The sequence below is a fragment of the Bariatricus sp. SGI.161 genome (genome assembly GCF_050313695.1).
GTDB lineage: Bacteria > Bacillota > Clostridia > Lachnospirales > Lachnospiraceae > JAFBIX01.
Genome location: NZ_JBNPLX010000024.1, coordinates 1 through 25,836, shown reverse-complemented (window position 1 = coordinate 25,836; position 25,836 = coordinate 1). Strand labels below are relative to the sequence as shown.

At 36.9% G+C, this 25,836-nt stretch carries 26 protein-coding genes and 3 pseudogenes; 13 read left to right on the top strand and 16 right to left on the bottom strand.

Annotated features, from left to right (window positions below; translation table 11 throughout):
* Positions 1-21: 21 nt before the first annotated feature.
* The gene (locus ACQRBH_RS13240; protein ID WP_236877374.1) at positions 22-768 is read left to right on the top strand and encodes an AlbA family DNA-binding domain-containing protein; all 747 of its coding nucleotides are present in this window, start codon (positions 22-24) and stop codon (positions 766-768) included.
* A gap of 450 nt (positions 769-1,218) precedes the next feature.
* On the opposite strand, the gene ACQRBH_RS13235 is transcribed toward ACQRBH_RS13240, so the two are convergent.
* From ACQRBH_RS13235 to ACQRBH_RS13180, 12 genes and pseudogenes are all read right to left on the bottom strand, one after another.
* Complete coding sequence (locus ACQRBH_RS13235; RefSeq protein WP_000802831.1) at positions 1,219-1,878, bottom strand: dihydrofolate reductase family protein; 660 nt, start codon at positions 1,876-1,878, stop codon at positions 1,219-1,221.
* 110 nt (positions 1,879-1,988) lie between these two features.
* Positions 1,989-2,941 (bottom strand): annotated as a pseudogene (locus tag ACQRBH_RS13230) (helix-turn-helix transcriptional regulator).
* Positions 2,942-3,216: 275 nt separating this feature from the next.
* A complete protein-coding gene (gene aph(3')-IIIa / locus ACQRBH_RS13225; RefSeq protein ID WP_001096887.1) occupies positions 3,217-4,011 on the bottom strand; it encodes an aminoglycoside O-phosphotransferase APH(3')-IIIa in 795 nt (264 codons plus the stop codon).
* A gap of 92 nt (positions 4,012-4,103) precedes the next feature.
* Positions 4,104-4,439 (bottom strand): annotated as a pseudogene (locus ACQRBH_RS13220) (GNAT family N-acetyltransferase); the annotation flags it as partial.
* Between the two features lie 57 nt (positions 4,440-4,496).
* Positions 4,497-5,384, bottom strand: a complete 888-nt coding sequence (locus ACQRBH_RS13215) for an IS3 family transposase (RefSeq protein WP_101874742.1) — start codon at positions 5,382-5,384, stop codon at positions 4,497-4,499.
* Between the two features lie 32 nt (positions 5,385-5,416).
* On the bottom strand, positions 5,417-5,710 hold the full coding sequence (locus tag ACQRBH_RS13210) for a transposase (RefSeq protein ID WP_054338186.1): 294 nt from the start codon (positions 5,708-5,710) through the stop codon (positions 5,417-5,419).
* 88 nt (positions 5,711-5,798) lie between these two features.
* Positions 5,799-6,014: pseudogene (locus ACQRBH_RS13205) on the bottom strand (GNAT family N-acetyltransferase); the annotation flags it as partial.
* The gene (locus ACQRBH_RS13200; RefSeq protein WP_001255866.1) at positions 6,011-6,919 is read right to left on the bottom strand and encodes an aminoglycoside nucleotidyltransferase ANT(6)-Ia; all 909 of its coding nucleotides are present in this window, start codon (positions 6,917-6,919) and stop codon (positions 6,011-6,013) included. The pseudogene ACQRBH_RS13205 and the gene ACQRBH_RS13200, both read right to left, overlap by 4 nt.
* Positions 6,920-6,951: 32 nt before the next feature.
* On the bottom strand, positions 6,952-7,686 hold the full coding sequence (locus tag ACQRBH_RS13195; RefSeq protein WP_000662263.1) for a class I SAM-dependent methyltransferase: 735 nt from the start codon (positions 7,684-7,686) through the stop codon (positions 6,952-6,954).
* Entirely contained in the window at positions 7,667-8,536 is an 870-nt protein-coding gene (locus ACQRBH_RS13190; RefSeq protein ID WP_000228166.1) for a nucleotidyltransferase domain-containing protein, read from the bottom strand. The genes ACQRBH_RS13195 and ACQRBH_RS13190 overlap by 20 nt, the downstream gene beginning before the upstream one ends.
* A 102-nt stretch (positions 8,537-8,638) precedes the next feature.
* On the bottom strand, positions 8,639-8,884 hold the full coding sequence (locus ACQRBH_RS13185) for a single-stranded DNA-binding protein (protein WP_000567889.1): 246 nt from the start codon (positions 8,882-8,884) through the stop codon (positions 8,639-8,641).
* A 143-nt stretch (positions 8,885-9,027) separates the two neighbouring features.
* Entirely contained in the window at positions 9,028-10,599 is a 1,572-nt protein-coding gene (locus ACQRBH_RS13180) for a recombinase family protein (protein ID WP_033860794.1), read from the bottom strand.
* 51 nt (positions 10,600-10,650) lie between these two features.
* On the opposite strand from ACQRBH_RS13180, the gene ACQRBH_RS13175 reads away from it, so the two are divergent.
* The 5 genes from ACQRBH_RS13175 to ACQRBH_RS13155 all read left to right on the top strand — a co-directional run bounded on the left by ACQRBH_RS13175 (position 10,651) and on the right by ACQRBH_RS13155 (position 15,752).
* Entirely contained in the window at positions 10,651-10,956 is a 306-nt protein-coding gene (locus ACQRBH_RS13175) for a hypothetical protein (protein ID WP_427762035.1), read from the top strand.
* Positions 10,957-11,042: 86 nt separating this feature from the next.
* On the top strand, positions 11,043-13,550 hold the full coding sequence (locus ACQRBH_RS13170; protein ID WP_021401100.1) for a DEAD/DEAH box helicase: 2,508 nt from the start codon (positions 11,043-11,045) through the stop codon (positions 13,548-13,550).
* Positions 13,551-13,825: 275 nt separating this feature from the next.
* Positions 13,826-14,572: an ATP-binding protein gene (locus ACQRBH_RS13165; protein ID WP_235671379.1), complete on the top strand. Its 747-nt coding sequence runs from the start codon at positions 13,826-13,828 to the stop codon at positions 14,570-14,572.
* A gap of 49 nt (positions 14,573-14,621) precedes the next feature.
* Positions 14,622-14,801, top strand: a complete 180-nt coding sequence (locus ACQRBH_RS13160) for a hypothetical protein (RefSeq protein WP_008705291.1) — start codon at positions 14,622-14,624, stop codon at positions 14,799-14,801.
* Positions 14,802-15,110: 309 nt separating this feature from the next.
* On the top strand, positions 15,111-15,752 hold the full coding sequence (locus tag ACQRBH_RS13155) for a hypothetical protein (RefSeq protein ID WP_427744370.1): 642 nt from the start codon (positions 15,111-15,113) through the stop codon (positions 15,750-15,752).
* Between the two features lie 72 nt (positions 15,753-15,824).
* Here the strand turns inward: ACQRBH_RS13155 and ACQRBH_RS13150 are convergent, their stop codons facing one another.
* Positions 15,825-16,079, bottom strand: coding sequence for a helix-turn-helix domain-containing protein (locus ACQRBH_RS13150; RefSeq protein ID WP_427744371.1), 255 nt, complete (start codon positions 16,077-16,079; stop codon positions 15,825-15,827).
* 105 nt (positions 16,080-16,184) lie between these two features.
* Here ACQRBH_RS13150 and ACQRBH_RS13145 point away from each other — a divergent pair, with 105 nt between their 5' ends.
* The 7 genes from ACQRBH_RS13145 to ACQRBH_RS13115 all read left to right on the top strand — a co-directional run bounded on the left by ACQRBH_RS13145 (position 16,185) and on the right by ACQRBH_RS13115 (position 23,112).
* Entirely contained in the window at positions 16,185-17,375 is a 1,191-nt protein-coding gene (locus tag ACQRBH_RS13145) for a hypothetical protein (protein ID WP_427744372.1), read from the top strand.
* Positions 17,376-17,810: 435 nt separating this feature from the next.
* Complete coding sequence (locus ACQRBH_RS13140; RefSeq protein WP_427744373.1) at positions 17,811-18,176, top strand: lactococcin 972 family bacteriocin; 366 nt, start codon at positions 17,811-17,813, stop codon at positions 18,174-18,176.
* 337 nt (positions 18,177-18,513) lie between these two features.
* Positions 18,514-20,478 carry a hypothetical protein gene (locus ACQRBH_RS13135; RefSeq protein ID WP_427744374.1) on the top strand — a complete coding sequence of 655 codons (1,965 nt, stop codon included), beginning with the start codon at positions 18,514-18,516 and terminating at the stop codon, positions 20,476-20,478.
* Positions 20,479-20,510: 32 nt separating this feature from the next.
* The gene (locus tag ACQRBH_RS13130; protein ID WP_427744376.1) at positions 20,511-21,143 is read left to right on the top strand and encodes an ABC transporter ATP-binding protein; all 633 of its coding nucleotides are present in this window, start codon (positions 20,511-20,513) and stop codon (positions 21,141-21,143) included.
* A 225-nt stretch (positions 21,144-21,368) separates the two neighbouring features.
* Positions 21,369-21,746: a winged helix-turn-helix transcriptional regulator gene (locus tag ACQRBH_RS13125; RefSeq protein WP_427744377.1), complete on the top strand. Its 378-nt coding sequence runs from the start codon at positions 21,369-21,371 to the stop codon at positions 21,744-21,746.
* 119 nt (positions 21,747-21,865) lie between these two features.
* Positions 21,866-22,873, top strand: a complete 1,008-nt coding sequence (locus ACQRBH_RS13120) for a M56 family metallopeptidase (RefSeq protein ID WP_427744378.1) — start codon at positions 21,866-21,868, stop codon at positions 22,871-22,873.
* Positions 22,870-23,112 carry a hypothetical protein gene (locus tag ACQRBH_RS13115; protein WP_427744379.1) on the top strand — a complete coding sequence of 81 codons (243 nt, stop codon included), beginning with the start codon at positions 22,870-22,872 and terminating at the stop codon, positions 23,110-23,112. Before ACQRBH_RS13120 ends, ACQRBH_RS13115 begins: the two co-directional genes overlap by 4 nt.
* Before the next feature lie 157 nt (positions 23,113-23,269).
* Here ACQRBH_RS13115 and tnpC read toward each other — a convergent pair whose 3' ends face one another.
* The 3 genes from tnpC to tnpA form a co-directional block, all read right to left on the bottom strand.
* A complete protein-coding gene (gene tnpC, locus ACQRBH_RS13110; RefSeq protein WP_427744384.1) occupies positions 23,270-24,883 on the bottom strand; it encodes an IS66 family transposase in 1,614 nt (537 codons plus the stop codon).
* A gap of 169 nt (positions 24,884-25,052) precedes the next feature.
* On the bottom strand, positions 25,053-25,346 hold the full coding sequence (tnpB, locus tag ACQRBH_RS13105) for an IS66 family insertion sequence element accessory protein TnpB (RefSeq protein WP_427744380.1): 294 nt from the start codon (positions 25,344-25,346) through the stop codon (positions 25,053-25,055).
* On the bottom strand, positions 25,336-25,722 hold the full coding sequence (gene tnpA / locus ACQRBH_RS13100) for an IS66 family insertion sequence element accessory protein TnpA (protein WP_427744382.1): 387 nt from the start codon (positions 25,720-25,722) through the stop codon (positions 25,336-25,338). Before tnpA ends, tnpB begins: the two co-directional genes overlap by 11 nt.
* Positions 25,723-25,836 lie beyond the last annotated feature (114 nt).

Here is a 25,836-nt window from a genome sequence, read left to right as displayed (position 1 = left end):
GTATAGAGTAGGAGTGAAAGAATGGTAGAAGATACTATGTTTTCCGGGGAATCGAAAAATATTGAGTACAAGGTATCCTTACCTGATAAAAGTGAAAAGTACATGAAGACAATCGTAGCTTTTGCCAATACACAAGGTGGCAAGCTGATTGTTGGAGTAGATGATAAAACACACCAGATTGTTGGTGTGGAAAATGATGTGTTGTTTCAGCTGATGGATGGAATTGCCAATGCAGTTTCTGATTCCTGTGTGCCACAGATCATTCCTGATATTGAGCCACAGACAGTAGACGGGAAAACGGTCATTGTTGTATCAGTAGAAGCTGGAAAGAACAGACCGTATTATCTAAAATCAAAGGGAAAAGATAATGGCACTTATATCCGTGTAGCAGGTACATCAAGACAGGCATTTCCGGAGAAGATAAAAGAACTGGAAATGGAAGGGGCCAGAATCTCATGGGATGAGCTTACTTGTGTGGGTTATCCTGTTTCAGAGGAAGCAACAGAGAAACTTTGTCAGGATATTGAAAAGTTCCGGAAGAAAGCAGGAATGTCAGAACATTCTGTAAAGAAAGAGCAGCTGATAAACTGGAAAATTTTGAAGCAGAGCGAGGGACAGCTTCTGGCAACGAATGCCTATGCGTTGCTGACATCGGATTATTTTTCATTCTCCAAAACACAATGTGCCTTGAGTGGGCAAAAAAGATGTCGCACCCCACTGGTATCCCCTTGGCGGAAGCCCATATTTCTGAAACAGTCGCCTGGATAGGCTATTTTTCATTGATTTGGTGCCTGCTTTTGCGTTACAATCCAAGTAATTGTAAGCAATAAAGCCTTCAAAAGCATGTTGTCCTCTTGAAGGCTTTATTCGGTACAACTTTAAAATTGGTTTACTTATCTTTATCTTCCTCTCTAAGATACTTAACTAGCCCCGGATAATTGCTTATCCTTACAGTTCGGATCAATTAGAATTAGCCGAAAACGGCGGCGAAGAAACGAACCACCGAGAAGCACCGCCGCATTGCCGAGCTTGATACCCTCATTGAACGACTGTATGCGGACCGGAAAAGGCGCGGTTGACCGCCTTGCCCTCAAAGGCTTAGGGGCATATCAACTATATATTGGGGCCGAGTGCCGTTACTTTAACACCGCCGCTAGCCATGAGCTTATGCTTCCTTTAGGACACTGTCCCAACAGACACTTTTTAAAGTATGCTGCACTAATCCTTATTTTTCACAGCATAGCGCAATGACAGACAGCCATGTTCTGCATTCTCTGTTCCCTGCAATTCCAAATTAACTTTTTCAGATAACAGAAGGTTATCAAATAGTTGTTTTTCTTTATTACCTACAAAACATGGTGATATCACAAGACTGATTTCATCAATAAGTCCGTTTTCTAATAATTTGTTGGTTAATCCACCGCCACTGTCTGTCCGCATGTATTTACACCCATATTGCTCATGCAGGATCTGAAAGGCTTTTTCATAGTCCACATGATCATTTCCTGACACAATATATGGGTAATGCCTTTCCTCCAAATAATTCAAATATTCCTTCGGAGTGGCAGTTGATACCAGAATGACAATTTCCTTCAGATATCCAAGATTTCTTAAGCAATGAAGACTTCTCAAGATACCTCTGCTGTCAGGTATGACTCCTATTGGTCTGGGGTCCTCCGGGCTTGTTATGATTTTCTCAAAATCAGCCTCTGTTTCAGCAGGATATTTTTCAAATGCAGTAAAAACAGTATTGGACCCAAACAGCACCGCATCCGAATGAATTCCCCCGGCAACCTGGTAGTAAACTTCCGGATTATCAAAGCCTTTAATGCGGCCATCAAGGCTAATTTGTGTGTGCATAATTATCTTTGGTTTCATATTTTTCAATCCTCCTTTTTGATAGTAGAATATCATAATACACTGACAGCTGTATGTCAGCAGGGGATATGAAACCTTACAAAAAATACATAACAGACCAATCGCTTTCTCTAAATCAAGTTTAGGCAGTGATTCGTAATTTGTGCCAGGTGTTTACGGGTTATGCATTTTAATTCATCAGGTTGGACTATTTCAATGCCTGATCCATATTCAATCAGCTGCTTGCTCAATATCTCAAAGGAATCTGTCTGGAATTCGATTTCCATTTTACTTCCCAAATCGGTTTCTTCAAGGAAGCCGAGAGAATACCTGTTCTTGATAGAATTGTATGTCTCCCCTTTTTCAGCTCTAAGAATTACATTATATAGTTTTTTATATGAAAGCATTTGTTTTAATATTTGTTCCAAAGAGCCATCATGGCTTTGACAGAGCTCTTCTTCTATGCAAATGCTTTTAATCCGATCCACACGAAAATTCCTATATTCATTTCTTAGCCTGCAAAACCGATTAAGTACCAGTTCTGTTCATAAAACCCCAGTGATATAGGCTCTATCATTCTGCTTTCCGGTTCTTGCCCTCCTGATGCAGGATATTGAATTGATATTACCCTTTTATTGCAGATTGCAGTCTGAATTGCTGCAATAACGTTATCCGCCAATGTATTTTTCTGTCCAGATGTGCTGTACACGTTAATACTGTTCTCCAACTCCTGTGCATAGTTTTTTTCACCATGCTTCAAAATAGATTTGATTTTATACATAGCTGAATCAAAATCCTTTATAAATGATTCATCTCCATGGCAATTTAAAAATTTCCCTGCTGTAATCAATGCACCCACTTCCGCCGCTGTAAACATTACCGGCGGAAGTAGGAAGCCCTCTACAAGAAAATATCCTTTTCCGGCCTCAGATCCAATTGGTATTCCGGCTTCTTCAAGTGTCCGGATATCTCTGTAAACTGTCCTTAAGCTTATATTAAATCGCTGTGCAATTTCTTTGGCAGGAATTATTTTTTTTGATTGCAGCTGAATAAGAATAGAGGTTACTCTGTTAATCCTGTTCAAATTTTATTCCTCCTCTGTGACTTCCATAAAAAGTATATCCTATGCGTTCTTAAGCTAGCTGCTGTTAGTGCTTCTCATTGCACCCTGGTTATAAAAGCCATACTCACAAACCTCTTCACCAAAACTCTTTACATCTCTAATATAGAACTCTATCTAGCGAACTTTTAGAAAAGATATAAAACATCAGAGTATGGACAGTTGCGGATGTACTTCAGAAAAGATTAGATGTCTAAAAAGCTTGTAGTTAAAGCTTTTTAGACATCTAAATCTAGGTACTAAAACAATTCATCCAGTAAAATATAATATTTTATTTTCTCCCAATCAGGCTTGATCCCCAGTAAGTCAAAAAATAGCTCGACATACTGTTCTTCCCCGATATCCTCCCTGATCGACCGGACGCAGAAGGCAATGTCATACCACTTGTCCGCCCTGCCGCTTCTCCCAAGATCAATAAAGCCACTTACTTTGCCATCTTTCACAAAGATGTTGCTGTCTCCCAGGTCGCCGTGGGAAAAGACAAGTTCCTCTTCGGGCTTTTCCGTCTTTAAAAAATCATACAGCTCGCGCGGATCTTTAAATGGAGTGTCTTCTTCCCAGTTTTCGCAATCCACATCGGCCAGATCGTTATTCAGTAAGTAATCCAATTCGGCTAAGCGGCTGTCTAAGCTATTCGTATAGGGACAATCCGATATGTCGATGGAGTGAAAGAGCCTGATGCACTCCGCATACAGCTCGATAATCTTTTCAGGGCTTTGTTCATCTTCATACTCTTCCGAGCAAAGGACGCCATCGGCCTCACTCATGAGCAGATTGCTCCAGCCATCATGCCGTTCAAAGTGCAGGACCTTTGGAACAGGCAGCTTTCCTTCCAGCCATAGCATCATGTCCTTTTCCCGTTCCACATCATAGGTGGTCCCTTTATACCGGCTGTCCGTCATTTTTAAATATAGGTTTTCATTTTCTCCCACCAGCTTATATACCTTAGCAGGAGACATTCCTTCCGTATCTTTTACGCAGCGGTATTTTTCGATCAGTTTTTTCAATTCCGGTGATATTCTCATTTTAGCCATTTATTATTTCCTTCCTCTTTTCTACAGTATTTAAAGATACCCCAAGAAGCTAATTATAACAAGACGAACTCCAATTCACTGTTCCTTGCATTCTAAAACCTTAAATACCAGAAAACAGCTTTTTCAAAGTTGTTTTCAAAGTTGGCGTATAACATAGTATCGACGGAGCCGATTTTGAAACCACAATTATGATAGAATTTACAAGCTATAAGGTTATTGTCCTGGGTTTCAAGCATTAGTCCATGCAAGTTTTTATGCTTTGCCCATTCTATAGATATATTGATAAGCGCGCTGCCTATGCCTTGCCCCCTGAAATCCTTACATACGGCGATATCTTCTATATAAGCGTACCGGTTCCAATTTTTTCGCAGTTTAACTTTTCCGACGCATTTATCGTCTTGGTAGTAAAGATATATTATCTTTGGTCCTATGTCAAGAAAAAGTACAAATTAAATGTAACCAATTTTCTCTGTTCTGAGCGAAGTTTAACTTGCTATTTTTATTGCATTCTCCTCGATGTTTTCAAGATATTGTTCCTCATATTCATTTGGAGACAAATATCCACAATGACTGTGAATGCGCACGGTATTGTAAAATGTTTCGATGTATTCAAAAATCAATTTATGTGCATGTGCATAATTAAAGATTTTAAACCGGTTGATCCATTCTCTCTTCAAAAGTGCATGGAAAGATTCTATACAGGCGTTATCCCATGGATATGCTTTCTTTGAATAACTGTGAATCATACCTTTGGTTGCTTTTTGAAATGCTTCCGATACGTACTGGCATCCTCTGTCGCAGTGGAAGATCAACGGTTTTTCAACATTTCTGACACGTTTTGCTTTTTCAACACATTCCACTACGTGGGAGGCCTCCAGCGTCTCACTCAACACCCAGGAAATGATTTTTCTTGAATACAGATCCATCACACTGGTAAGATACACAAATCCTTCAAATGTCCAAATATAAGTAATATCTGAACACCAGACAGCATCTGGATGAGCAGGATTGAATTCCTCGTTGAGGATATTTTTGAGTTTCTGGCTGAAATCAGAATCTATGGTTGTCTGGATATATGGTTTCACCCAATGGGCTTTGATTCCCATTTGACGCATATAATTTCCAACTGTTTTTTCGGAAACATACTCCCCGGATTTTCGCAATTCTGCAGTAATTTTAGGAGCACCGTAGTTTTGATGGGATTCCTCGTAGATCTTTTGAATTTTTTCTTTTAAAACTGCACGGCGAACAGACGTGTCCGAAGGAACCCGTTTCTTCCATGCATTGTAACCCGAACGTGAAACGCCTAATTTTTTCAGTATTCCGCTGACAGAAACCTGACGTTTCACGGGCAGGGATTTGATTTCTTTCACGTACTCAGAAGTAGCCGTGTAAAGAGCTTTTGTCAGTTTCCCAGAATACCGATTGCTTTTTTTAACACTTCAAGAGCATCCTTCGTATCTCGTAATTCACGCTGCAATCTGGCAATCTCTTTTGCTTCCTCACTTGCATAATTTCCAGAACCAAGGGTAGGAACCTCTCCTTTATGTTCCTTTGCTGCTTTCATCCAGTTTTTCAGTGCAGATTCGCTGACTCCAAGATTCTCCGCAGCTTTGCGAAGTGGCAGCTCCGGATGATCCAAGCGATACTGTACTGCATCCTCTTTAAACTGTTGGGAATATTTTGTACCTTTTGCCATAACCATTCTCCTCCTTGATCTATGACTATCATATACTATTTATCGAAAATGGTCATGTTTATTTTGTACTATTTATATTCTAACATCACTTATCAGTATTGTCAATATATTCAAGGCAATCTGCCTCCTCATCCTCTTCATCCTCTTCGTCTTGGTAGCTTTTTAAATATGGCGCTTCATAGAGTAATTCTGTAAAGGTCCAATTCTCGTTTTCATACCTCGGTATAATCTTACCTATCACCTCAAATGGTTCGCTGGGTTTATCGATATCTTTCAGGTGCCCTGCTTTCATTTCTGTAATCACTGTTCCCGCCTCTCTTCTATATCAGCGGCATATGTGCTATCCAGGCAGCCGGTTTTACCAGTGTATTTTTTATACATGTCCCTGGTATATTTTGTTATATTCCTATCATACTCCGGATAGGCATAATGAAGCCTTTCCGCCACCTCACCGGATACCGCCCTGAACAATTGATGGCATAGAAATAATGCTTCCCATATGTTTTCATAGGAATCCATCCGGTAGGTGGACAAAAGTTTCTCCCACAAATCCTCGGATATATACCTTTCAATAAACTTATAGTTCTTGCCTACACTTAATTTAAAGCCTGTTTCGATGCCGACCTTCCATGATATCATTCTCAGCAGCTCATGGCGAACAATCTGATTAAAATGATCAATAGCAAATAAAATTTCCTTACGGCACAATCCTTTAATAACATAAGGTGTTACATTCCAAAATTCATTGCAGCAATCATCATACTCCCTTGCGCTTGGCTTTCTTACATGATAATCTATATCAGTCGGAACTATGTCCCTTTTAATTCTACAATCTTTATCAATTAGAACCTTTATTAATTTATCGCCCTTTAGGTAATTATCTAACTCTTCCAAGGGCAATAAGGTAAGATCAATTTTATTGTAATCATCAAATAGCATAAGATAGGAAAATCCCTTTTCTTCAGGTGGGAATAATTCCATATCCTCCGGCTTTTGCATCATTATTATATTCCCAAATTGATTAAGCCAGTCATCATTAGATATAAACGGTTCTATATCACTTACAAAATATGTAATATCATAATCCTGAAATTCATCTTTAGGTATATTAATATTTGCGCGTGACCCCTCAAGGGTCACAATTCGAATACGTTCATCCTGTTCTGCTAAAGAAAGTACTAAATCCATCATTTCTTTTTCTGATCTCATTTACATACTCCTCGTTTATTTTTTCTATATTATTACATCTTCTTTTTTGCCGATACAATCAGCATCATTGGGCGTCGCATTTCATCCGCCATCCCCGGAATATCCATCATGTTCTCTGGCGGCTGTGGCTCCACAATCTGATTTATTATAAAACTATTTGAAAGCAGTGTATTTAGATATGTGGTCAGTGTTCTATGATATTTTGTAACCTTTTCTTCCAAAAACATAGCTGTCCGTTTGCCCTCATAATAATAATTGTCCACCGGGAAATGCAGTATTTCTCCTTTTTCGTTATAATACCAGTCTTGTGTTCCATGAGCAGTAAAAACAGGATGTTCAACTGTAAAAACTAAATTGCCACCAGCCTTCAGCATCCTATATATCTTTTTTATTAAATTCTCATAGTCTGCTACATAATGAAACGCAAGCGAACTTAGTATTACATCAAAGCTCTCCTCTGGGAAATCCACATCTTCTATGGCACAGCATTCATATTCAATCTGTGGAAAATGGGTTTTTCCTTTTGCTACTTCGAGCATTTTATGAGAAATATCAACACCTACTACAGAGGAAGCACCGTTTTCCATCGCATATATACAGTGCCATCCATAGCCGCATCCTAAATCAAGCACACGCTTACCCTTAAAATCAGGTAGCATCTTTTTCAAAGTCTCCCATTCTCCCGCACCAGCCAGTCCTTTCTGCGAGCGACTCATTTGACTGTATTTTTGAAAAAATATATTATCATCATATTTGTTTTCTTTCATCTGAACTCTCCTCGTTTAAAAAGTTATTTATCTCCGATACAATTTCATTCACTTCATTATAAAGCTTCTCGGTCATGTCGTAGCATTCAAAAAGTGAGATACCGAGTACTTCAAAAATATGATTTACCTTCTCGGTATATTTTTCAGGTTTATGTTCAAAAGTTTCAAGCAGTTTTATAGCTTTCTTTTCGTTGATACAATAAGCATTATTACATGCAAATAACACTTGATTTAAACATGAAACTATACGAAAAACATGACCCGCAATATAATATTTATCGTCTGTTCCCGAATTTGCTTTTACAAACATTAAAGAGAACCCTGCTTCAAACATAAAAAAGTTAACTAAACTTTTCTGCAAAGCATTGGGATAAGTTTCTGCCTGTTTTTTTAATTCGCATAAGCTTTCATTCTTAGCATATAGTATTTTGCTAATCGCTAATTCTCCTCGATACATTGCACTAATATAACCATGGGGATGCCCAGTCTGATAATTGGCAGTAACAATTCCGTGCTCTGTATCTTTCATTATTTGTTCCACACGTTTAATATCACGTAAAATTAAATCCACATGATACCCGTTTATGACTAACCATCCGCCGCCATTAATCCAATCACCCCATGCTCCGGGAGGTACAACAAGGTTATTTCTATGCTCATCATCCAGCTTTGTAGCGAATTGATTAATAGTATTTATGTCAAATGATTCTGAATTGTAATAGATGCCGATATCTATATCCGAATCCTCTGTATGGGTGCCCCTTGCACGTGAACCACCTAAAACAATACCTTCTATATAAGACAGAGAGGATAATTTCTCTGCTACTGATTTAATAATATTATCTACCATCAAGCATGCTCCTTTTATCGATTCACTGCTGTAAAAATTCCAAGCCAAATCTTTTGCTTCTACTCAACATATTTATAATTTTTTTAATTTCACAAAAGATAGTTAAAACTTATCAATTGTCTTTTTATACCTCTGCTGATTAGATGAAGTCTTTTCAATAGCCTTTAAATTACCATTCATTTTGCTAACATGGTTTAAAAATAACGTTCCAAGCAGAAGTCGATCCTTTCTGGGTATCCTATTCCACACATATCCCTTGAATAAATCTTTAACAAGAAAAACTTCGCCATCATTTAGATTTTCAGTTTCTCTAATAGCTTCTTCCAATAGCTCATTTACATCAATCATGTTGTCCACTCCTTATTAATAATAATATCAACAACATTGTTGATATTATTATACGTATATTCACAGTCAAAGTCAATCCGTAAATAAGAAAAGCCACCAATCAAGGAAGTAACACCTCTCATTTGGTCGCCATTTCTGATATCCTATATCTCAATATCTATTTCAACACCTGATTTAAATTCAACAGTGAGCTTATCATCAAATACCGTAACTTTTTCAATAAGCCGCCTTACTAATTGCTCATCATATTCCTCCAACTCGCAGGATTGTTCATTTAAGAAATCAGTCATTTCAGCGATTCGTTGCCTTTTTCCTTCACGCTCTGCATTCTCTGCAAGTGCATTTTGCTTCAATTCTCGAAGGCGGTAAATTTCATCAGCCACATCTTCATAGTCATTCTTGGACTTTGCTTGTATAAGAAGCTGTTGTTGTAATTCTTCCAATTTGCCATCAATATCATCGGTGGCATTATCATTTTCTTCATTAAATACAGTAGCTATGTTTTTCTGCAAGGTTGAGAGGAAGGGTTCTTTGTTAGCCAAAAGCTCGTTAATAGCCTTGACCACTGCTGTCTGCAATGTTTCCTCGTTTATGGTAGGAGCAGTGCATTCAGACCCTTTTTCCTCCAATCGGCTAACACATCTCCAAACAATAGACTTGTAGCCTCTGTTATTCCAATGTACCCGTCGGTAAATATCGCCGCAGTGTCCGCAGTAAACAATACTCGATAAAGCATACTTGCTGCTATAGACTCGCTTTTTACCGCCTTTGCGGCCACGAAGATTTGCTCTTCGAACCATCTCTTCTTGAACTTGCATAAAAAGCTCCCTTGGAATAATCGGCTCATGGCTGTTTTCTACATAATACTGGGGAACGATGCCGTTATTCTTGACCCGCTTTTTAGAAAGGAAATCAACCGTATATGTCTTTTGTAGAAGGGCATCACCGATGTACTTTTCATTCTGCAATATCTTTTTTAGTGTTTCTGGTCTCCATTTGGCTTTGCCTGCCGCTGTAAGAATACCGTCTGCTTCTAGTCCTCTTGATATTTGTAAAAGACTAGCTCCTTCAAGGTACTCTCTATAAATCCGTTTAACAACCTCTGCACCCTCGGGGTCGATGACTAGTTGCTTGTTTTCATCCTTGGTGTATCCAAGGAAACGCTTATGGTTGACCTGGACTTCACCTTGTTGATATCGATACTGAATGCCCAGCTTAACGTTCTGACTTAAGGATTGGCTTTCCTGTTGGGCAAGGGAAGCCATAATAGTCAGCATAATTTCACCCTTGGAATCCATGGTGTTGATATTTTCTTTTTCAAAGAATACAGCGATGTTTTTATCTTTTAACTGACGGATGTATTTAAGGCAGTCTAACGTGTTTCTGGCAAATCGGCTGATGGATTTTGTAATGATCATGTCTATTTTCCCTGACATACATTCCTCAATCATGCGGTTGAACTCTTCACGCTTTTTGGTATTTGTACCTGTGATACCATCATCCGCAAAAATCCCTGCCAATTCCCATTCCTTGTTTTTCTTAATATAGTTTGTATAATGTTCAATCTGAATTTCATAACTTGAAGCCTGCTCCTCACTATCCGTTGAAACACGACAGTAAGCAGCCACTCGTATTTTGGGTTTGCTCTCACTAGTTTTATTATTTCCGACTCGTTTAATTGCCGGAATCACTGTGACATTTCTACTCACTGCCACTTGTTACACCTCACTTTCTATCAAACTGTAACATCACAAGTTAAGCGTCCTATGAGTGAAGGCTTTCCTGCAAACGCTGAATACTTCAAGCTAGAATTCTTGGATAAAAACAGTGTTTCATTAGGTCAACAGTTCCGCGAAATATTACCGTTACTATGGCTTAAATCTGGTGCCATTGGAAAACGACCAGAAGTAAACAGCAATGATGAACCTGAAATGCTAATTTTACCTCAAAATGGCTTTGCTATCCTGGTTGATGAAACAAAGTTTGCTGAGTTTACCGAAAAGCTTTCTGAAGAGGATAATATCCAAGTAGTCTACTTCGTTACTACTCCGAGGAAGCTTTCCGTGAAATGACGGCTGGAGTAAAAGCAAATAACACATACCAACTTTATCGCGATTATATCGATAACTTTGTGTTGGGAAGCAGGAGGGATTCATAAATGAGAGATATATTATTTCCTTTTCAGGAAACGGCCCTTGCCGAACTACATGATAAAATTAATAAAGCGCATTTGATGTGGAGCGAACGCGATCCACAGATAATATCCTTTTCCGCCCCTACGGGTTCAGGAAAAACTATCATTATGACAACACTTTTTGAGGATATATTATATGGCAGTGCTGACAGCATTGGAGAGCCAGATTCTGTTTTCATTTGGCTATCCGATTCACCGGAGCTTAACGAACAAACAAGGCTGAAGATTGAAAGTAAATCTGACAAAATTCGTGTTCGTGATCTGGTAACAATAGAATCAACCTTTAACACTGAATATTTCGAGGGTGGTTGCATTTACTTTTTAAATACTCAAAAACTCGGTTCTGATAAACTGCTAACAGGGACTTCAGATACACGCCAATATTCCATCTGGGAAACACTTACTAATACTGCTAAGCGCAGTCCTAAACAATTTTATGTGGTGATTGATGAAGCGCATAGGGGTACCTATACATCCGTTCAAGCAGAAAACAAGGCACAGTCAATAATGCAAAAATTTATTAAAGGCAGTAAAGAAGACGGACTTTGTGTCATGCCTTTAGTGATCGGTGTGACAGCGACACCCCAGAAATTTGATAATTTAATTGCCGGAACGACATCAACCGTCCAGAAAGTCATCGTTCCACCTGAGCAGGTACGTGAGTCCGGTTTGTTGAAAGACAGAATCATCATACACTATCCAGATATTCAATTAACTGCCGATATGACAATGTTTAAAGGTGCAGTAGATAATTGGCGCAAAAAATGTGCTCATTGGAAATCCTACTGTGAGCGCGAAGACGAGAAAATGGTGAACCCTATTCTTGTTATACAGGTTGAAGATGGCAATGAGCGTGAAGCAACTCATACTGATTTAGGAACTTGTATTGATTTACTAGAAGAAACAATAGGACGCAAATTACAGCCAGGTGAAGTCGTGCATACATTCAATGACCGTGGCACACTTAAAGTACGTGATGTTGAAATACAACAAATAGAAGCGTCTAGAATAAATGACGAAGAAAATGTGATGGTTGTATTCTTCAAAATGAATCTCTCTACAGGATGGGATTGTCCACGTGCCGAAACAATGATGTCATTCCGTAGTGCGCAGGATTATACTTATATTGCTCAATTGTTAGGGCGAGTTATTCGTACACCTTTGGCCAGAAGGATATCTTCTGATGCTGAACTTAACAGCGTCAGCTTATTCCTTCCATACTTTGATGAAGAAACGGTAAAAAATGTTGTTAATGCTTTACGTGACAGTGAAGCAATTATGCCAACAGAAACAGGAACTAACAAAGAGCTTGTAACATTAGGGCGAAACTTGGCATATACAGACGTGTTTGATGCAATGGATAACCTCATCACTTACCGGATAGATTCAGTTCGTAAGCAAGCACCATTAAAATTATTAATTCAGATTTCTCGTGCTCTTACCATGGATGGTATCGACTTAGAAGCTCAAAAGACTATCAAAAACGCAGTGTTGTTAAAAATGCATGAGGAAATCACGCGGATCAAAGAAAGTGGTGATTTTGAAAACCGAGTAGCTGCAATCACTGGCTTTGAGCTTGGCACGTTGACATTTGATTATGGAGACAATGCCTATTCTTTTGATGAGTCCTCACAGACTATGACAGTATCAGAGTTTGATATTTCTCGTCATTTTGAACAATCGGGAAAATTGTTAGGGGAAGGCTTGCACAAAGAATATTGGATTCGGAATAGTACCAGGGATCATATTGATGTAAAAGTTGAAATAATCGTTCTTACAAATGATACTAATGCAATGGAAAGAATAAATGATTTCGCAGAGGAAGAATTTATTACACTGTATGAAAATAACAAACGCGCCATTGCAAAGCTAAATGAGGCACGAAAGAATGTTTATGAAAGATTAATCAACGCTTCAGCACAACCAATTGCAGTGCCATGGGTATTGCCGGATTCAATCGATTTTTATCTGCCAGACGATAGAATAAAGTTTGAACAACATCTCTACTGTGCTGAGGATGGCACATTCCAAACATCACTAAATAAATGGGAAAGCGGAGTTATTGATGAAGAACTAAAAAATGGCGCTATTTGCTGGTTGCGTAATCTTGATCGTAAAAAATGGTCACTCGAAATTCCGTATGAAGTTAACGGCGTTACCACTTCCATGTTCCCAGATTTGGTAGTTGTGAGAGCTGATACAGAAGGTTATGTTTTCGACATTCTTGAACCTCATGACCCTAGTCGTAAAGACAATTACCCCAAAGCTGTAGGATTAGCAAAATTTGCTGAGAAACACTGGGATAAATTTGGTAGGATTCAACTTATTCGACTAAAAAAAGGTGTGGATGGTCGTGACCATTTCTATCGTCTTGATATGGGAAAAACAACGGTTAGAAACAAAGTACGTGGCATTATATCAAATGAGGAGCTTGACAGAATTTTCGATACAGATGCGGAGAGAGAAGATTAAATTCTACATCTATCCTGTCAACTCAACCCCTACAAAAATAGGCGTTATCTAACCTGTCAACTCAACCCTATCACTTTCAGGGCAGTTGATATGTTACCTCAAACAATAAAAATAAGGGTTTCCTGATATGAGAACCTCCGGCAAAGTAGCCTATAGAAAAGCTCAATGTCTGGAAACCCTTTATTTATATAGGCATTTGCAATCCTTCTACTTCTCCACCCTTGACATCAAGACAACACACTCCACGTGCGGTATTCAAGGGAACAGATCGTGCAATGTTTCTGGATAAGAGAGAATTTACAGGACCAATCTATACACAAATCGAAGAAGCAGTAGATTTTGTATTGAGAAATATTCGGCTTGGAGCAACAATTGACGGATTGGTGCGAAAAGAGAAATATGAGTTACCACCGGAAGCAATCAGGGAAATGATTATTAATGCCCATTGTCACCGTAACCTATTAGATGAATCCTGTATTCAGGTCGCAGTTTATGATGACAGATTGGAGGTGACATCTCCGGGTGGATTATATAACGGATTAACTTATGAGGAAGTCATGAATGGTCATTCGAAGATCAGGAATAAAGGCATTGCCAATATATTCAGTCAGATGGGACTTGTAGAGGCATGGGGAAGCGGAATAAAAAGAATCCTTAATGCTGCAGAAGAGTATGGACTTCCAAAGCCGAGATTTCAGGAATTTGATAATATGTTTCGGGTAGAGTTGTTCCGAGTCAATCCAATAACTGACCAAGCTAACCAAGCTACTAACCAAGCTAACCAAGATTTAGAGAGATTAGACCAAGTGGAAGATGAAAATGTACTGAGTGAGAAAGAAATAGAAATTCTGAATCTTGTACGTATGCAACCTTCAATCACGCAGAAAGAAATGGCTAATGCGTTAGATTGGAATCTTGCTAGTGTGAAGTATTATATAACCAAATTGAAGGAAAAGAATTATCTGAAGAGGCAGGGAAGTAGCCAAAAAGGGAAATGGGTGATATTAACAAAACGAGATTGACACTTGTATCAATTCGTGTTAAACTATGAAATGTAAGGAGGAGAGAAAGATGCCTAGAAAACCATCATTAGACGGCAAAGATTCTAGTCTGAGAATTAGGATGTCACCAGAGCAAAAAGAAAAGCTAGTATCTTATGCAGAGAGACATTATCAGACTATGAGTAATGTAATATTCCAGGCGTTGGACATTCTTTACGCAAGAGAAGAACAACAAAATAATAAAGAGTAAAATGGAGTTATTTTGGAGTTTATTTCTTCATAAGCGGTGCGAAAAACACAAAAACAGAACGCACGTTCGAAATATAAACCTCTAATAACAGCCTTTGCGTGTCATGAAACGCAGTCCGCAAAGGAACTGGAATAGATATTTTATTAAAGGACAAAAAGTATTATCTTGTAAAAGATAAAAGTGATGGATATCCAATAGAAAAATTAAACCTTGAGGTATGAGCAAAAATTGCTTGTAACTCAAGGTTTTTTATATGGGAAATGTTAAAAAGCATGTGGTATATGCGAAAGAAAAGCAGGGTAATAATGCATGGAACCGGAATGTGGATCAGGCATTGCTTACGGGTGCATCAGAAATGGAAGTAATGACAGCAAAGCAATCGGATACCTGAGGGGAATTGTAGAATTTCTGCGGAAAACGAAATGCTGTGATAGAGATTCAGAGGGGAATCCACTGCTTGATCATGATGTGCGGATTGACATTACGCCAGAACCATTGCCGGCAAAACCGAAAGGAAAAAGACCTTCTTCCGAAAAGCAGGAAGCAGAGGTTATGCGGTTGCAGCAAATCCTGAACAAGATGAAAAAACAGGAACAGAAGATCTATGCCATTGGGAAAGCAATTGTGAAGTTGGAAAAGGCGAAGGCTACACTGGATTTGATTCCGGCTCAGCATGGATATCAAAATGCACTGGAAGTTACAAAGGTAATGAGGCCTGCGAAAGCTGAATTAAAGAAGGTTCAGCTGGCTCAAAAAGCATGGGATGCACCGGAACCAGAACCGGAGAAAATGTATCTGAGGATTCCGGCGAATATTCCGAATGTGGAGAAACAGGAAATGCAGAAAAATATCGGGCAGAAATGGAGTATTCATGAACGGTTAGAGGGGAAGAAACAGATCGTGGAACAGCAGCCGAAAAAGAAGAAGCAGAGAAATGGAATGGAACTATAACTCGTATATATTTGAAGAATATGACTGATAAGTGAAACCCTGGATGACAGAATGAAAACTGTTAATCCAGGGTCATTTGTTATAGGATAGTCCATTAAATATTGTGTTGAAATCAGTATGAAATATTTCGGTCAAGGCAATGAGTTCACTAATCTTGATGTTGTAGGTACCTGCTTCAATCTGAGAATAAATGCTACGAGTGGTTGGAAGATTTCTTAGCTGTAATTGAGCAACAACCTGTTCTTGTGTGAGGTTCGCTGCAGTTCTTAAATTTCGTAAATTATTTCCAATGGAAACATCATTGATTTGTCGTAACTTTTGTTCCATAAATAATCCATACCTTTCATTTGCATCGCTGTGCTTGTATTGATTTTACTTGAAAAATTTCATACAATTGCAATGTATAGATTGCAAACAAGAGGGATAAGAAGTATGAATGAGAAACGTATATGTATAGTGTGCGTAATAATGATATTTGTTATCATGACGGGATATCATTTTGAAAAGAAATCTGAGGAAGAAATATCAATGGAGCCGGATGTGGTGAGCAGTATCAGTATGAATCGGGATCAGTATCTTACAGTAGTTGCAAATCGGTATAGGATCGAAGATAAAGAAGAATTCGCAAAATTACTGGTGAAGATGTGTAAGCTTAATTTTGAATATGATCTTCCATGTGATTTGCCCTTTGACTTGGCAGCATATAGATTATCTGGATCTAAGTGGAGACCACTCAGCGATGAAATTTGGATAGGAGATTTAAGCAATGAAACAATACTGGATGTTTATGATTCAGAGGTAGATGAGTTTGTGGTCTACTTATCTATGGGACGGCCTCTTGAAACAGTTTCATTAAAAAATAAAGGAGTATATAGGCAGGCAGCGATTGGCTTCCTGTGTAGCTATAAACAAGAGTATGATTTTACATTTTTGGCTTTCCTTAAGCAGGGAAAAGTAAAACGTGCTGTATTTTGTAATAACAAGTGTCAGATGAGAGATGAGACAGAGCTTATCTATGATACTGTTACAAAGAAGTTACATATAAATCCATGGTTTTATGGAAGAGGCAATGTTTGTTGTGAAATATTCAACGCAAAGGATGAGAGTGTTTTTAGAAAAGAAAATCTTGTGAACGATGGAATTATAGAAATAAGCGATCTTGTTTCATTTGAAAAATATTCAATAGTATTTACAGAAAAAACCAAGGGGCTTGGTCTTTCGCTTAAAAAGAATCGTGAAATGAGGCGGTTTTGCAGAGTGTTTTTTGCACGAGATGATTTTACCGGGCGTGAGTTTAAGATAAGAGAGATTTATTATGCAAGAGGATATGGAAATACTCAGGGATATATGCTGAGCAGATCCTACATAAGATTACTTGAGAAAAAGGAAGATGGAAGATTTGTCGCAGAAATCTATATTAGGGAGTTAAATTCAAACTTAAGAAGTAATATAGTAAAGCAGGTAGATGTTGAAATCTGTAGCGATGTTATCAACGGAAATATGGAGATAACGGTAACGAAAAAAGGAAAGCCTTTAACGCTTGATATTCAGAGGAATCATGTTACTGATTCTCCTATTATTAAGGGAGCTGAGGGTATGAATTATATGGTAATTGTTGAATGATGGGGTGATGTGTTTTGAGTAAAAAAATCCAATAGAAAGGTCTAGGTATATAAATGACAGGTACAAGGAGTATCTCAGATCTTCTTTTGAATTTGGTTCTGGTAAACTTCAGGGCTTATTTGAAAAGCAACTTATAAAAGAGGATTTGTTTAAAGGTCCGTATGTCGATTTGAATTTACCTTTTCAAAGAGGGAAAAATATTAATATGTTACGTTGATCAAACAATAAATAGAATATAGTCTGTTACATGTAAAGTTCCTGCTGAATTGAAATGGAATACAATAAAAACAAGGTATAATAACAATAATTTGGTATAATAACAATAAAATGGTTGAATAATATGGTGTAATATGATAAGATAAAAGTCGAAAAGAAGCGCTTAGCTATTATCGTCAGTTATCTGGTTTGAAAACTGTAAAAGTGAGGAGGTTAATTATGCGAAAGAGAAAAGTTTTATCGGGGTTAGTAATGTCATTAGCAGTTATGAGCATGTTGCCGTCTGTTTCTGCATTAGCAGCTGAAAATGTAGAAAGTGGACATGTATATGTTACTGAAGATGTGTCCCCAAAGACACGTGCTACAGTTTCAGCAGGAGGAGGAACTTGGACATATGGCATAGATGGACAATGGTGTATTTCATATTATAATCATAATTCTAAAAGGCATCGTGCAACCGCAAAAAATGGGAATGGGTCTATGGATCGTACACCGTGGATGCCGGTTGCGGTTTATGCAAGAGCAAGAATTATTGCTACTCCTTGGGGCGGCAATGAGGCATTTTGGGACACAAGAACAGATTAATAATTAAGATTTAAATACGGGTCGTCAGTATTGGCGACCGTATTTAATTTAAAAATAGTTTGTGAATTCTAATTAAGTGAAATCAATGTTTCGGAAATAACTAAAAAGGCTGAAAAACTTGTTTGATTATATAAGCAAGGGAGAAAGGAAGAGTTTTATAATTTTAAATTCGATGAAAGGGCGGTATGATCTTTAGAGGTATCATACAAGGGGTGATATGAAGCGAATCCAATTAATTTTAGTATTCGTATTATGTGAATTGCTATTTTTTTGTTCCTTCTTTTTGAATAATAGCAAGATTGAAAACCAGTTATTGTTTGGTAAAGAGCACTTTTATATGTCATATAATAAAAACGCTGAAGTAGAGAAGTTTTATGAGTTTTTGCAAACGTTTTCAAATAAGAATCAGGTTAATATAATGCAATATAATTATAATTCTGAAGACGAGATTATGATATACTCAACAAACTTAAGGTATGATGACTATTTTATTTTAGAAGGAGGGAAATATCCTAAGGGAAATAAATTTGTTCAAAATATAGAAACAAATGATAATAACTATGTTGGAAAAATTAGTTATCCATTTTCGCAGAATAAAGTTAAAATTTTCGATTTTACGTATGCAATGAAGTCGGGATATAATTACTCATTTTATATAGATACTCATGATATACAAATATTAAATCTACTGGAAGATCAAGCAAAAAAATATGGTGCTATTGAGTTTGAAAGTACAGAAAATAATCAACAAGAAACTATAATGTTGTATTTGATTGTATTTTTAATTATGTGTTTGTGCCTATTGGAGATTAAAGTAATACTTGGCAATCGAGGGAGAGAGAAAATATACTTCTATTTGGGATTTGGGAAATGGGAGTATATTAAATATGTTTTCACTAATGTAGTAGGTGTATTTTCGTTAATTGTCTGCGGTATAATCATGGGAGGATATATATGTGTAGCATATATGCGGGGAGTATTTTTATTGTTTTGGCAAGATTATGTAAAGATAGTATTATTAATAATTTTTATATTGTTACTTATAGGAGTTATTTCACTTTGTTATCTGTTTTATGAAAAAGCGGGTTTGTTTATAGGAAAATATTCACTTTGGATTTTAAAGAGTATTATTTTGATATTTACATTAATTATGCTTTGCAGAAGCAATAATGCAGTACTAAATTTACTAGATACAATGCAGACAGGAAATGAATGGGAAAAAACACAAAGTATATATAAAATACAAACGAGATTTTTAGGGGAGATAAGTTTACAAGATGATGAAAGATTTTCTGAAGATTTAATGAGTTTTTTTGCGAAAATTGAGGAGAATCAAAATGGATTTGTATTGGATTCAAATAATTTTGAAACATTTAGAGATGAGAATGGGGAAAAAATGTATTGGTATCAGCAACAGAAAGATGTTGGTGAATATGGGCCATATGGACGAAGTATAGTGGCTAGTAAAAATTATTTTCGATTCAACCCAATATTTACGCCTGATAATAAACGTGTTGAAAGTTTATTAGATCCCGATGAAAATACAATGAATCTTTTAGTACCAGAGCACTTAAAGGATTCGGAAAACGAACTTATTGAACAGTATAAAGACTTTTTCTATTTTGCAAAAGTTGAAATTGCCAATATGTATAATAATGCATGTGGCAGGAAAGAAGAGGATCTAGAAAAAGATAGTCTTAAAATAAATATTATATATGTCAAGAATGATAGTAGTTATTTTACTTTTAATAGTATGACAGGGGATGAGGAAAATCATGTGGTTCAAGATGTTGTAACGGTTATTTTTGACAATAAAATTCATGCTTCATACTTAGGGGCTTATGCAAGTAATAGTTTGTTTTTTGAGGATCATGGAACGAATAATGCATATCTTACCATTACTCCTTATATGGAAAAGACTAACTCCATAAATATTTTATCGGCTCCAAGTGTTTATGCTGAGTTAGGGCAGCTGCGTAATAGATACAATACTGAATTGATTAAATTACTGATAATAATTACCCTTTTAATGATAAGTAATATTGTGCTATCTATAATATTATCGTATTTGTATTTTTGGGAGAATAAGATGAAATATTATGTATATTTTTTGTTTGGTTATTCGTGGTGGTATACTAATGCTCCCTTACTTATTACTGATTTAATTATCATACTAGGGGGAGGGATGGTTTTGAAATTGTACTTTTCTATAAATGTTTTAGCATATTATCTGTTGTTTGTTTGGATTGTGAATATTTTAAGTATATTTATTTCAAGTAAATTTTATGATTTTAAACACTAGAGATTATTCAAAATTTATGAGGTAAAAGGTATATGATTGATATAAAAAATGTTTCGTACACCTATGGTAAGGAAAAAATTTTTAACAATTTTTCTACTTTTATCAAGGATGGAGAGTTTGTAGTTATAACGGGAAAAAGTGGAAGTGGAAAAACGACGCTGTTAAATATAATAGGGTTACTATTAAGACCGCAAAAGGGAGAAGTTTATATTGATGAGAAAAAGGTAATAAGTAATAAAGAAACTATGCTTGCAAGAAGATATCAGTTTGGCTATATTTTTCAAAATTATGAATTACTTGAAAATGATACAGTAAAGAGTAATTTGTTACTTGCCACAAAATACAACAAATCTTTCAAAAAAGAATTAATAGAAGAAGTATTGGATAAAGTAATGTTACCTAAATCGATTTTAAAAAAGAAGGTTTGTAATTTGAGCGGAGGTGAGCAGCAACGAGTGGCTATTGCAAGAGTTCTTTTAAAGCCTTGCAATATAATATTAGCGGACGAACCAACTGGGAATTTAGATGGAGAAAATGCAAATATAATAATGCAATTGCTAATTGAATTAAATGCTCAGAATAAAACCATAATTTGTGCAACACATGATAAAAAATTTTTAGACATAGCGCAAAAGTGTATTGATCTAGATGAAATATATGTCTAAAGGAGTCTATACTAGGTTTCCTGTATATAGGGGCAGAGTGAATTGTCATATGGTTAATGCTTAAAAGTAGAAAAATAGCATATGTAAATATGTAGTGGTTTTTTTAGAATTGACTTAAGAAGAAATTTTGTTGTTATATAAATTCCTTTAAAAGTAATGTTATATTATACTATATTATTGACAATATATTAGTGATTTAGTATATTGATAATATGGAGGGATATTATGAGAAAGCAAGTGTTAACTTCAAGACAATTTGAAATCTTAAATATTTTATGGGATGCAGGGCGTCCACTTCTTATTTCAGAAATAGCAGAGAGGCACTCAATAAATATAAATACTGTACAATATGGAATTAAAGCGTTGATAAAGATGGGATATGTAGAAGTTGCCGAAATTGTACATAGTAAAAATGTTTTAGCAAGAACTTATCAGACAATTATAACTAAGGAAGAATATTTGTTAACTATCTCTAAAGAGCTAGGAAATCAAAAAGATTCCGGTATTGGATTAATTGCCTTAGTTAAAAAGGAGAATAACTGGAATATATTGAATGAAATAGAGAAAGTTATCGAAGAAAAACGGAAGAGGGAAGAGAGATAATGCCATCGGTTGGATCTATACTTTTTTGTGTATTATTGATTATATTCCTATACTTATATCTTAGAATAAGTTTAATGATAAATTCTGAGTTCTTTTTGAATAATGTTCGAGTTGTATTTATGGGAATCATTATTTTATGTTTAAGAGCAGTAGTTCCGATCAATTTTCCTTTTACTATTACGTTTCCTATTAAGAGAGGATTACCCCAAATTACTAGTTTTTTTTTGGAGACAGAGATAGGAAAGTGGTCTTTGGTAGAATGTCTAGTGACTATATGGGTAGCAGGAGCGCTAATTGCATTGGTTCAGTTAGCATATCAATATTATCGGTTTAGGATTCTTTTGCTGCAAGCGGTTACGATTGGACATGAACCTCCAGAAGAAATTATGCAAATATTAAAAGAAAATAACATGAAAAAGGTGCGGGTCGTGATTTTGTCTGGACAAATAGTGCCAGCTATTTCTGGAGTCATCAATCCGATTTTGATTCTCCCAGATTATGAATATACGAATGAGGAATTAAAATTCATTATAACACATGAAATATTACATTATAGAAAGGGGGATTTACTATTAAAAACATTACTAGAGATTTGTGTGCGGATTTATTGGTGGAATCCGATTGTATATTTTTTTAGAGATAAGTTTTTACTATTTGTTGAAGTGGCTAATGATATTTCTGTTATTAAAAACATCCCTTATAATGAAAAAAAAGACTATGTTGAGTGTTTATATAAAAATGCTAAACTATGCTCTCTGTATCAGCCTATAGCACATAAGAAAGCTTTTATGATTCCTTTTACTTTGAAAGAATCTGATTTAAAGATTAGAATTTTTAAAATAATCAATTATAAAAGAAAAAGTGGTAAGAAGTCATTAATGGCTGGAGGAATCAATTTTTGTGTGTTAGTTATAATGATATTATCAGGTTTGTTTTTTGTCCCAGAAGCATACTCTGTCTCAAACGAAGTTGAAAAGACTACGTTTACTATTGATGAAAATAATGCTTATTTAATTAAAAATGACAATCAATATGATTTATATGTTGACAATACATATGTTGTTACATTGTCTGAATTAGACGAGAATATGAAAAGATTGCCAATTTATGAGGGGAAAAGAAAATGAAAGAGAAGTTATTTATAATTTTATTGGCCGTGTTAATATTAAGTGGAAACATTGAAGGAAAAGTATTAGCTAGTCAAGCGACTTCTAAAGAAAGCCTAGCGATAGAGCAGAACTACGCAATTAGTCCGAGAGCCGAAATTATAGACTGGAGATATAAAGTTGTAAATGGAGTGTTATATAAACGTCTTTACAATTATACACGTCAAGAATGGGTGGGGAAATGGATTAGAGTAGGGTGATTTATATATAATCCAATTCTTTGATTTGTGTATAATAAATTTTGACGATATTTAATAAAAAAGCCCATATATTATCTCAAAAGCGATTTGAAAGTAGTACACGCTCAATAGCGAGTACCTCCAAAAATTAAGAGCTACCTTACGGCAGCCCTGGTTATCAGTTCTTTCGAATCCCATCCGGTAGATTTGGTGACCACGGTAAAAGATCATCCAGAAAGGATCGGTCGGTATCATCCATATGCTTCGGTATCTCTTCTAAGAGATATACGAAGTAATCATACGGTTTTAGATTGTTTGCCTTTGCTGTTTCCGCAATGCTGTAAATGATCGCGGATGAATGGGCACCGTTGATGGTGTCAATCATCTGCCAATTCTTTTTATCTATGCAAAAACCTCGGATGGCACGTTCCGATGCGTTGTTGTCGATTGGAACTTCGCCATCTTCCAGAAATACCCGGAGGTATTTCTCCTGATTCAAAATATATGTGTATGCCTTTCGTAGCTGTCCGCTGGAAGGAACAGTTGGTTCCATTTCTTTGAGGTACACAAATAAGGCATCAACCAATGGTTTTATAACCAGATGTCGCTGCATAAGTCTTTCATCAGGTAAAAGTTCTTGTAGTTTACCCTCCTCGCGATAGATTGCCTGTATCTGTTTCATTACCAGATAGGCGTTGGACTTCTTGCGCTGTTCTTTTGGAACAACGTTCATCGCCTCGTCAAACTTTCTCCTGGCATGAACCCAGCAGCCTGCGATTCGCAGATCCTCGCGTTCTTTTTCGACTTTGTGGTAGACCTGATATCCATCCGTCACACAGATGCTGGAATAGTCCTTCAGGAATTCCCTTGGATGGGAGCTGTTGCGAGTTTTATGATAATCATACAGGACGATCTGTTTGTCTTTGTACAGATGCCTGGAGCGATACACCCACATGTAGCTCTTGGATCCGGCAGGACGACCATCTCGATGTACCAAAACAGGAGTTTCATCTGCCTGAATCACATGATAATCATACAGCTTTTGATGGAGATAATCGTACAGGATTGCCAGATAGCTTTCGCCCAGTCTAATCATCCAATTGGCCATGTTTTGACGTGTGATGCTAAGACCATAACGAGAAAACTCCTGTTCCAGGCGATAGAGAGGAACAGCATTGACATACTTGCCATTCATAATCGCTGCAGCAAGTGTTGGAGATACCTGACTTCCGTGAAGCAATGCCTGTGGGTGGTCTGCTTTTATAATTCGTCCATCTTTCTTGCTGGCATACACACCAACATGATGCTCGTCTATTTCAACCTTTGCAGGAATGAAACGGTAACGTTTGGAGATTGCATCTGGAAGCTGCTTCCAACCGTTTTCTCCAAACTCAGCCACTAATTCTTCCTCGGTCATGTAGTGTGTAATGATGTTCACCGGAAGACCTGACAGATCGGCATCCTTCTTCCCAACAGATTTTGGTTTGCGAACTGGTTTTGGTTCCAAAGTTTCAGGTTCTTCGGCATCCAGATCAGATACCGCCTCGGCTTCATTGAAGAACACAATGGTTCCATCTATTTCCATGAAACAGATCTGACTGGCATCATCCATCTTCTCAGAAGATCTGCCGAATCTGTTCTTATTGGAAAGAGTAACCTGCTCAATGAGGAGTTCCATTTTTCTGTTTAGATCTTGTATCTCACCAGAAAGCTTATCGTTCTGTTCCTGAAGCTGGAGGAATAATTCTACGATAAAAGACTCTGCAAAGGATTCTTCTTTCGTGAAAAGAATTACTTAAGCAGAAAACGCTTTTGTGGATAACTAATAAAAAAATATTTTGTATCGTTTTTAAGTGTAAAAAATAGAAATTTTATTTTCTACGTATTGCACAGTCACATTGTTTTTGGAGGATCTGTCGGTTCCTCGATCGGACGCCTGGCAACAATCTCCAGACCCTGCATCAGCATACGGTATTGTTTTGGAGTAACTTCATGGCCTCTTCCTTCGTACGAGGCCAACTGAATCCGCCAACATTTAATCGCTTGTAAAGAAGCAGGAACCCATCTCCTTCCCAAACCAGCCCTTTGATTCTGTCGGTACGTTTGCCACAGAAAAGAAACAGGATGTTTTTCTGGAAAGGATCCAGTTCGAATTGATATTTAATAGTGGATGCCAAGCCGTCAATTCCACGCCTTAAATCGGTGTACCCTGTGGCGATAAAAATCTTGTCAAAACCGGTTGCATCATTCAGCATGTAAGAGGCCTCCGATCCTACTTAGCAGTTCCGCAGAAGCAGTGTTTGAAATCTCCAGCGAAAAAGAGTCCTTTCGAATGATCACATCTGGTCTGAATGCAGATGATGATACGGTGGATTGTTCAGGTAACCTTAATTCAACGAAATTAACCGACGGCTCTGCTGGTACACTTACTGCATTGACTGCTGGAAGTGAAGAAGATTCTACTGTAGAAATATAAGCTTCTTCACGAAGCCGACGTTGCCAATAGAAGAATGACTTGTCAGAAATACCATGTTCTCTACACCAGGCGGTTTTGTTCATTCCGCTAGCCAGACATTCTTTTATGATCTTAGTCCATTGTTCGCAGCGTACTTTGTGTGTGATTTTATCCATGAGATAGCCCTCCCTGAAAACCTTAGATTTTTTAGAGTAATTATCTCACAAAAACTAGCAAACGACACGGTACCGGCTATCTATCATTTACCTAAGCTGTAAAGCCTTTATCTA